Annotated in this window: 2 protein-coding genes; both read left to right on the forward strand. The window is 72.1% G+C overall.

The genetic code is table 11. The features are described 5' to 3' along the window. Nucleotides 1-48 precede the first annotated feature (48 nt). Complete coding sequence (locus tag D7Y13_RS08515) at nt 49-5,493, forward strand: non-ribosomal peptide synthetase (protein WP_120582897.1); 5,445 nt, start codon at nt 49-51, stop codon at nt 5,491-5,493. A gap of 41 nt (nt 5,494-5,534) precedes the next feature. Beyond that, a complete protein-coding gene (locus D7Y13_RS08520) occupies nt 5,535-10,199 on the forward strand; it encodes a type I polyketide synthase (protein ID WP_120582898.1) in 4,665 nt (1,554 codons plus the stop codon). The last annotated feature ends 14 nt before the right edge of the window (nt 10,200-10,213 follow it).

The raw sequence follows: 10,213 nt of genomic DNA on the forward strand, positions 1-10,213 counted from the left end.
GCCCCCTCCCGTGCACGGCACCCCCGTCGCATCCCAGGAGTCGCGTCCATGCTCAGCGGCACGCCGTCCGGTTCTCCTCCGGCCCCCGACCTTTCGTTTTCCACGCTGGTGGAATTGCTGCGCGTCCGCGCCCGGGACCAGGGGGACCGCCGTGGCTTCACGTTCCTGCTGGACGGGGAGACGGACGAAGCGCACCTGACGTACGCGGAGCTGGACCAGAAGGCGCGGGCCATCGCGGCGGCGCTCCAGGCGCGCGGGGCCCAGGGCCAGCGGGCGCTGCTGCTGTATCCGCCCGGACTGGACTACATCGCCGGGTTCTTCGGCTGTCTGTACGCGGGCGTCATCGCGGTCCCCATCTATCCGCCGGACCCGATGCGGCTCACGCGCACGCTTCCTCGCCTGCTGGCCATCAGCCAGGACGCGCAGGCCACCATCGCCCTCACCACCGACTTCATCTACGGCATGGGGGAGATGCTCTTCGAGCAGGCGCCGGAGCTGCGCGAGCTGCACTGGATCGCCACCGACACGCTGGACGCGGAGGTCGCCGAAGGCTGGCGCGACCCCGGCGTGGCCACCGACACGCGGGTGTTCCTCCAGTACACCTCCGGCTCCACGTCGTCGCCCAAGGGCGTGGTGCTCACGCACGGCAACCTGCTGCACAACTCGAAGCTGATCCATTCGTGCTTCGGGCACTCGACGGACAGCCAGGGCGTCATCTGGCTGCCGCCGTACCACGACATGGGGCTCATCGGCGGCATCATCCAGCCGCTGTTCGGCGGCTTCCCGGTGACGCTGTTCTCGCCGGTGGACTTCCTCAAGCGCCCCATGCGCTGGCTGGAGGCCATCTCCCGCTACAAGGCCACGACGAGCGGCGGGCCCAACTTCGCGTTCGACCTGTGCGTGCGCAAGTCCACGCCGGAGGAGCGCGCGAAGCTGGACCTGAGCCACTGGGACCTCGCGTTCAACGGCGCGGAGCCCATCATGCCGGACACGCTCCGGCGCTTCGCGGAGGCCTTCGGTCCCCAGGGGTTCCGCTCGGAGGCCATCTATCCCTGCTACGGCCTGGCGGAGGGCACGCTCATCGCCTCCGGCGGTGACAAGCGCGAGCTGCCCGTGCAGCGCACCGTGGACGCGGGCGCGCTGAAGGACAACCGCGTGGTGGCCGCCGAACCCGCGCGGAAGGGCGCCCAGACGCTGGTGGGCTCCGGCCGCAACCTCACGGACCAGCAGCTCGTCATCGCGCACCCGGAGACGGGCAAGCCGCTGCCGCCGGGACAGGTGGGGGAGATCCGCGTCGCCGGGCCCAGCATCGCCCAGGGCTACTGGGGCCGCGCCGAACAGACGCAGGTGACCTTCCAGCAGCCGCTCACCGGCACGTCCGACGCGACGACGTTCCTGCGCACGGGCGACCTGGGCTTCCTGGATGGCGGCGAGCTGTTCGTCACCGGGCGCCTGAAGGACCTCATCATCATCCGAGGGCGCAACCACTACCCGCAGGACATCGAGCGCACGGTGGAGTCGAGCCACCCCGCCATCCGCCCGGGCTGCACCGCGGCGTTCTCCATCGAGCTGGAGGACGAGGAGCGCCTCATCGTCGTGACGGAGGTGGACCGGCGCGCGGTGGAGAAGGCCGGCGTGGACCTGGAGGCCCTGACGCAGGGCATCCGGCAGGCCGTCGCGGCCGGACACGACCTCCAGGCCCAGGGCGTGGTGCTGCTGGGACCGGGCGCCATCCCGAAGACGTCCAGCGGGAAGATCCAGCGCTTCGCCACCCGCGCGGAGTACGTCGCGGACACGCTGGAGGCCCTGCACAAGAGCATCCTCGCCGCGCCCACCGCCGCCGCCGCGCCCGTGACGCCGGAGCCCTCCGTCGCGGAGGCCGCCGCCCCTGTCGCGCCGGTGGGCCCGGACGCCAGCCTGCTCAACAAGATGCTGGCGGTGGTGCAGGACCCCGCCGCGCGCCGCGCGATGGTGACGGTGTTCCTCCAGGAGCAGGCGGCCCTGGTGCTGCGGCTGCCCACCGCGCTGGTGGACGTGGAGAAGCCGCTGCATGCCTACGGCGTGGACTCGCTGATGGCGGTGGACTTCAAGAGCGCCGTGGACGCCGGGCTGGGCCTGGACCTGCCGCTGTCGGACGTGCTCCAGGGCGTGTCGCTCGCCCAGTTGGCGCAGACGGTGGTGAAGCTGCTGGCGGCGCCCCGTTCCGAGCAGTCCTCGAACCCGGTGGCGGCGGACTCCGGCACGGGGGATGCGCCCCTGTCCGGCGGTCAGCAGGCCCTGTGGTTCATGCACCAGTTGGCGCCGGACAGCGCCGCCTACCACGTGCCCGTCGCGGTGCGCGTGCGCGCGGTGCTGGATGCGCAGGCCCTGAAGGGCGCCTTCGAGGCGTTGGTCTCCCGACACCCCGCCCTGCGCACCACGTTCGTGATGGCGGCCACCGGCCCCGTGCAGCGCGTGCACGCGGAGCTGGCGCCGGACTTCGTCACCACCGACGCGAAGGGCTGGAGCGACGACCAGGTGCTGGAGCACCTGTCCGCCGAGGCCCGCCGCCCGTTCGACCTGGAGAAGGGGCCGCTCTTGCGCGTGCGGCTGGTGTCGCGCGCGGCGGATGACCACGCGCTGCTCATCGCCATGCACCACGTCGTCACCGACTTCTGGTCGCTGGCGGTGATGGCGGAGGAATTGGACGCGCTCTACCCGGCGCTGCGGCTGGGCCGGCGGCCCACGCTGGCGGCGCCCGCGCGCACCTACGCGGACTACGCGCGCTGGCAGGCGGAGATGCTCGCCGGGGCGCGCGGACAGGCGCTGGAGAAGTACTGGCGCGAGCAGCTCTCCGGGACGCTGCCGGTGCTGGACCTGCCCACGGACCACCCACGTCCCCCGGTGCAGACCTTCAACGGCCGGGTGCACACCCGCCGCCTGGACGCGGGCATCACCGCCGCGGTGAAGTCGCTGGCGCGCGACCACGGCGCCACGCCCAACATGGTGCTCCAGACGGCCTTCCAGGCCCTGTTGCACCGCTACACCGGCCAGCAGGACTTCACGCTCGGCGTGGTGAGCGCGGGCCGTGGGCGCGCGGAGCTTGCGGGCATCACCGGCTACTTCGTCAACCCGCTGGTGGTGCGCACGCGGCCGTCCCCTTCCCTGTCCTTCACGGACTACCTGGCCCAGACGCGCCAGACGATGCTGGGGGCGCTGGAGCACCAGGACTACCCCTTCAGCGCGCTGGTGGACCGGCTGCAGCCGGTGCGCGACCAGAGCCGCTCGCCGCTGTTCCAGGTGATGTTCGTCTACCAGCGCGCGTCCAAGCTGGATGAGCGCGGCCTCACGCCCTTCGCCCTGGACATCCCGGGCGCGCGCGCCACCGTCGCGGGCCTGCCCATCGAATCGCTGGTGCTGTCGCACGGCGGCGCGCAGTTCGACCTCACGCTCACCATGGGCGAGGCGGACGGCGAGCTGGTCGCCTCCTTCGAGTACAACACCGACCTCTTCGACGCGGGCACCATCGAGCGCATGTCCGGGCACCTGCGCACGCTGCTCGCGGGCATCGCCGCGCAGCCGCGCCGCGCCCTCTCCCGGCTGCCGCTGCTCACCCGCGAAGAGCAGCACCAGTTGCTCGAAGGCTGGCGCGGCCCGCGCGTGGCGCTCACCGACGCGGACATGCTGCCCGCGCTCTTCGCCACCCAGGTAGCGCGCACGCCGGACCACGTCGCGGTCCTCTTCAAGGACTCGCAGCTCACCTACCGCGAGCTGGCGGAGCGCTCCGGCCAACTGGCCGGGTGGCTGCGCGGCTCGGGCGTGAAGCCGGGCGACATCGTCGGCATCTGCCTGGAGCGCTCCGTGGAGACGCTGGTGTCCGTGCTGGCCGTGATGGCCACGGGCGCGGCGTACGTCCCCATCGACCCGGCCTACCCCTCCGAGCGGGTGGCCTTCGTCCTGACGGACACGAAGGCGCCGGTGCTCCTCACCCAGTCCTGGCTCCAGCGCACGCTGCCCGCGGGCACGTCCGCGCGCACGCTGTTCGTGGACCAGCCGCTGGACGGCGCGCTGTCCGTGCAGGCCGCCGCGCCGGTGCGGGCTGGCGACCTGGCGTGCGTCGTCTACACGTCCGGCTCCACCGGTCAGCCCAAGGGCGTGATGCTGGAGCACGGGGGCCTTTCGAACCTGGTGCGCTCGTTCGTGGAGTCGTATGCGCCCACGGCGAAGGACCGGATGCTGCCGCTCACGTCGGTGGCCTCCGCCAGCTTCGTGGGCGAAATCCTCCCGCTGCTGTGCACGGGTGGCGCGCTGGTGCTGCCCACCGAGGATGAGATCCTCGACCAGGAGAAGCTCTTCCAGCTCATCACCCGCCACACCGTCACCATCGTGAGCACGGTGCCCGCGGTCATCGCGGGGCTCAACGCGCGCCTGGAGGAGCTGCCGCCCCTGCGGCTGGTCCTCTCCGGCGGCGAGGCGCTGGTGGCCAGCGACGTGGAGAAGCTGCTCGCCACGACGCCGGTGGTGAACGGCTACGGCCTCACGGAGACGACGGTGTGCACGACCTACCACCGGATGGCGGTGGAGGACCTCCAGGGCCACGCGTGGGTGCCCATCGGCCGGCCCATCATCAACACGGACGTGTACGTGCTGGACGCGGAGCGCAACCTGCTGCCCGTGGGCACGCCCGGCGAGCTGTACGTGGGCGGACTGGGGCTGGCGCGCGGCTACTGGAGCCGGCCGGAGCTCACCGCCGAGCGCTTCGTCGAAAATCCGTTCCACCCGGGCGAGCGGCTCTACCGCACGGGCGACCGCGCGCGCTGGCTGCCGGATGGCGTGCTGACGTTCCTGTCCCGCGCGGATGATCAGGTGAAGATCCGCGGCTTCCGCATCGAATTGGGTGAGGTGGAGGCCGCCGTGCGCCGCCACCCCGCCGTGCGCGACGCGTTCCTGATGGCGCGCGAGGACTCGCCGGGCGACAAGCGGCTGGTCGCGTACCTGGTGCTATCGGAGCCCGCGCCCACGCACACGGACCTGAGCACCTTCCTCGCGGAGGCGCTGCCGCCGTACATGCTGCCGTCCGCGTACGTGCCGCTGTCCGCGCTGCCCCTGTCCACGAACGGCAAGGTGGACACGAAGGCGCTGCCCGCGCCGGAAGGAGCCCGGCTCGCGTCCGCCGTGGCCTACGCCCAGCCGCAGAGCGCGGTGGAGCGCAGCGTGGCCGCCATCTGGCAGGCGGTGCTGAAGGTGGAGCGCGTGGGCCTGCACGACAACTTCTTCGAGCTGGGCGGCAACTCGCTGCTCATCGCGCAGGCGCACCGGCGGATGCGCGAGGAGCTGGGCGCGGACCTCGCGCTGGTGGACATGTTCAAGTTCACCACCGTGAGCGCGCTCGCGCAGCACCTGGCGAACAAGGGCGAGGACTCCGGCGCCGCCTCCCAGAAGATCAAGGACGAGGCGGAGCGCCGCAGGGCCGCCCAGGCACGGCGTCAGCAGACGCGCGGCCGCGGCAAGTAACCGACGACTTTCAGTCACCCCAGGTTTCGAAGGACGGCTCCATGAGCACTGACACCCTCTCCGAAGTGGAAGGCATCGCGGTCATCGGCCTGGGCGGACGCCTGCCCGGCGCGAAGACCATCGCCGAGTTCTGGAAGAACCTCACCGGCGGCGTGGAGAGCATCACCTTCTTCACCGACGAGGAGCTCATCGCCGAAGGCGCGGACCCGGCCATGGTGCGCGCGCCCAACTACGTGAAGGCGCGCGGCACGCTGGGCGACACGGACCAGTTCGACGCGGCCTTCTTCGGCATGAACCCGCGCGAAGCGGCGCTGATGGATCCGCAGCACCGCGTCTTCCTGGAGTGCGCCTGGGAGTCCATGGAGCACGCGGGCTACAGCCCGGAGCGGCAGCCCGGCCGCGTGGGCGTGTTCGGCGGCATGAGCATGAACACGTACCTGCTCTCCAACCTGTACTCGCACCTGGCGCACGTCGCGTCGGTGGAGAGCCTCCAGGCGTCCATCGGCAACGACAAGGACAGCCTGACGACGGAGGTCGCGTACCGGATGGACCTGAAGGGTCCCGCCGTCACGGTCCAGTCCTCGTCCTCCACGTCGCTCACCTGCATCCACTACGCCTGCCAGAGCCTGCTGTCGTTCGAGTGCGACATGGCCCTGGCAGGAGGCGTGTCCATCCACTTCCCGGAGAAGGCGGGCTACCTGTACCACGAGGGTGGCACCACGGCGCCGGACGGCCACTGCCACACCTTCGACGCGGAGGCTGAAGGGTTCGTCGCCGGCCACGGCGCGGCGGTGGTGACGCTCAAGCGCCTGTCGGACGCGCTCAAGGACGGGGACACCGTCTACGCCGTCGTGCGCGGCTCGGCGGTGAACAACGACGGCTCGCAGAAGGTCAGCTACATGGCCCCGGCCGTCGCGGGGCAGGCGGAGGTCATCGCGCTGGCGCAGGCTGTGGCGAACGTGGAGCCGGACACCATCGGCTACGTGGAGGCGCATGGCACCGCGACCAAGGTGGGCGACCCCATCGAGGTGGCGGCGCTCACGCAGGCGTTCCGCCAGGGCACGGACAAGAAGAACTTTTGCGCGCTGGGGTCGGTGAAGAGCAACATCGGTCACCTGGACTCGGCGGCGGGCGCGGTGGGCTTCATCAAGGCGGCGCTGTCGCTGCACCACAAGCAGATCGTCCCCAGCCTCAACTTCAAGACGCCCAACCCGGCGTGCGACTTCCCCAACAGCCCGTTCTACGTGAACACGGAGCTGCGCGACTTCCCCAAGGGCGCCACGCCGCGCCGCGCGGGCGTCACGTCGCTGGGCATGGGCGGCACCAACGCGCACGCCATCCTGGAAGAGGCGCCGGAGTTGCCCGCCACCGACAAGCCCCGGCGCCCCGCGCAGGTGGTGCTGCTGTCGGCGCGCACGGAGGCCTCCCTGGAGGTCGCCACGGACCGGCTGGCCGCGCACCTCAAGGAGCACCCGGCCACGGAGCTGGCGGACGTGGCGTACACACTCCAGTTGGGCCGCAAGCGCTTCGGCAAGCGGCGCGCGGTGGTGGCGCGCACGACGGCGGACCTGGTCGCGGCGCTGGAGGAGCGCACGCCGGGCCGCGTGTTCAGCGGCACCGCGGAGAACAGCGGCCGTCCGGTGATGTTCATGTTCTCCGGGCAGGGCTCGCAGTACGTGGAGATGGGCAAGGGCCTGTACGAGTCGGAGCCCCTCTTCCGCGCCCAGGTGGACACCTGCGCGGAGAAGCTCAGGCCGCACCTGGGCCTGGACCTGCGCACCGTGCTGTACCCGTCCGCGGAGTCGCGCGAGCTGGCCTCGGAGCGCCTCAAGCAGACGGGCCTCACCCAGCCCGCGCTGTTCGTCATCGAGTACGCGCTCGCGAAGCTCTGGGAGTCCTGGGGCGTGACGCCGCACGCGATGGTGGGCCACAGCATCGGTGAGTACGTGGCCGCGTGCCTCGCGGGCGTCTTCACCCTGGACGACGCGCTGGCGCTGGTCGCCGCGCGCGGCCGCCTGATGCAGTCGCTGCCCACGGGCGCGATGCTCGCGGTGTCCCTGCCGGAAGAGCACGTGACGCCGATGCTGCCCGCCGGCCTGTCCGTGGCGGCGGTGAACAGCCCGTCCACCTGCGTCGTCGCCGGCCCCACCCCGCTGGTGGACGCGTTCGTGGAGACGCTCAAGCTGCAAGGCATCAACAGCTCGCGGCTGCACACGTCGCACGCGTTCCACTCCGCGATGATGGACCCCATCCTGGACGCCTTCCGCGAGGCGGTGCGCAAGGTGGCCCGGCAGGCGCCGAAGAAGCCGTACCTGTCCAACGTCACCGGCACCTGGGTGACGTCCGAGGAGGCCACGAGCCCGGACTACTGGGCCAAGCACCTGCGCGGCGCGGTGCGCTTCGCGGACGGCGTGGCGGAGCTGATGAAGGAGTCGGACGCCATCCTGCTGGAGGTCGGCCCGGGCAACACGCTGGCCACGCTGGCGCGGCAGCATCCGGACAAGGGCGCGCGGCATGCGCTGCTCAACTCGCTGCGCCACCCGAAGGAGCAGCACGCGGACCTGGACTACGCGCTGGGCACGCTGGGCCGGCTGTGGCTGGAGGGCGTGGAGGCGGACTGGGACGCGTTCCGGGGCGAGGAGCGCCGCCGCCGCATCGCGCTGCCCACGTCCCCCTTCGAGCGTCAGCGCCACTGGGTGGACCCGCGCAAGGAGACCCCCGCCGTCGACGGCGAGCGCGCCGAGTGGGTGTCCGCGGATCAGAAGCAGCCCGTGGCCCGCTGGTTCTACCTGCCGTCGTGGCAGCGCTCCCTGCCGCCCCCGAAGAGCGCCTGGAGCGAGAAGAAGGCCTCCTGGTGGCTGTTCCTGCCCGACGAGGCGGAAGGTCTGGGCGCGCGGCTCGCGCTGAAGCTGGGCGAGGCCGGACAGGACGTGCTGCGCATCACCCCGGGCGCCGTCACGTCGAAGCGCGACGAGCACCACTGGACGCTGGCGCTGGGCGGTGAAGGCACGCTGCTGGAGGCGCTCGCCGCGCAGGGCCGCGCGCCGGACCACGTCCTGCACCTGGGCACGCTGGGCGTGGGCGACGCGCAGGGCGAGCCGGACTTCGAGTCCGCGCTGGGCAAGGGCTTCCTGGGCCTGATGGGGCTGGCGCAGGCCCTGGGCCGTCAGCCGGGGACGCGGCCGGTGTCGCTGGTCGCCGTCACGAACCGCATGCAGTCGCTGGGCGAGGAAGCGCCGAACCCGGAGCTGGCCACGGTGCTGGGCCCGGTGCGCGTGATTCCGCAGGAGTACAGCCACCTGTCCGCCAAGGCCGTGGACCTGCGCCTGCATCCGCCCGGGAGCTGGCAGGAGACGGCGCTGGTGGAGGCCCTGCTGTCCGAGGCCGCCACGCCGTCCCGGCAGGAGAACGTCATCGCCTACCGTGGCGGCGCGCGCTGGGTGCAGACGTTCGAGTCCATTCCGGCGGATGCTCCCCGCGCCGCGCAGATTCCGCTGCGCGAGGGCGGCGTGTACCTGCTCATCGGCGGCTTCGGCACGCTGGGCTTCGCGCATGCGAAGTCCCTGGCGAAGCGGGTGAAGGCGAAGCTGGTGCTCGCGGGCCGCACGGGCCTGCCGGAGCGCGCGCAGTGGGACGCGCACCTCGCGGCGAACCCGGAGGACGACGCGGTGGCCCGCCGCATCCTCCAGGTGCTCGCGCTGGAGGCGCTGGGCGCGGAGGTCCTCACGGTCTCCGCGGACGCGGCCAACAAGGTCCAGGTGCAGGCCGCGGTGGATGCGGCCGTCGCGCGCTTCGGCGCGCTGCACGGCGTGGTGTTCGCGGCCGGTGACGTGGGCCAGGCCCTGTTCCGGGCCATCCCGGACACCCGGCCGGAGGACGTGCGCGACACCTTCCACGGCCGCGTGCGCGGGCTGTACGCGCTGGAGGAGGCGCTGCGCGGACGCCCGCTGGACTTCTGCCTGCTGTCGTCGTCGCTGGCGGCGGTGCTGGGCGGCCTGGGGCTGGCGTCGTACGCGGCGGCCACGTCCTTCATGGACGCCTTCGCCACGAAGCAGTCCCAGACGACGCCGGTGCCGTGGATGAGCGTGGGCTGGGACGCGTGGAAGTTCGAGTCCCGCGCCGAGGGCACGCAGAGCCCGTTCGGCGCGCTGGCCATCACCCTCTCCGAGGGCGAGGACGCCTTCGAGCAGCTCTTCCAGTTGGGCGCCGTGTCCCACGTGGCGGTGTCCACCAGCAACCTGCGCGCCCGCGCGCGCAAGTGGTCGCAGCCGGCGGCCTCGCAGGAGGCAGCGGCGGCGAAGCAGGACGTGGGTTCGTCCCTGGGCACCACGCCCCGGCCCACGCTCCAGAACGCGTACGTGCCGCCGCGCGACGCGCTGGAGGAGCAGATCGCCCACCTGTGGGAGACGACGCTCGGCATCGCGCAGGTGGGCGTGCACGACAACTTCTTCGAGCTGGGTGGCAACTCGCTGGTGGGCGTGAAGCTGATTGCCCGCGTGCGCGAACAGTTCGGCGTCGCGCTGCCGGCCGTCACCCTCTACGAAGGCCCCACCGTGGGCGCGCTGGCGAAGCTGCTCAAGGCCGCCAGCGGCACCGAGGACGCGGAAGCCACACCCGAAGACACCGAGGCGCTCAGCCGTGGAGAGCGCCGCCGCGCCCGCCGCGCGAGCCGCCGGGGCGACGGCGCCTCCGACGAGGAGCCGTAGTCCCCCTCCCGCAC

Origin of the sequence: Corallococcus praedator, assembly GCF_003612125.1 — a bacterium.
Classification (GTDB): Bacteria; Myxococcota; Myxococcia; order Myxococcales; family Myxococcaceae; genus Corallococcus; species Corallococcus praedator.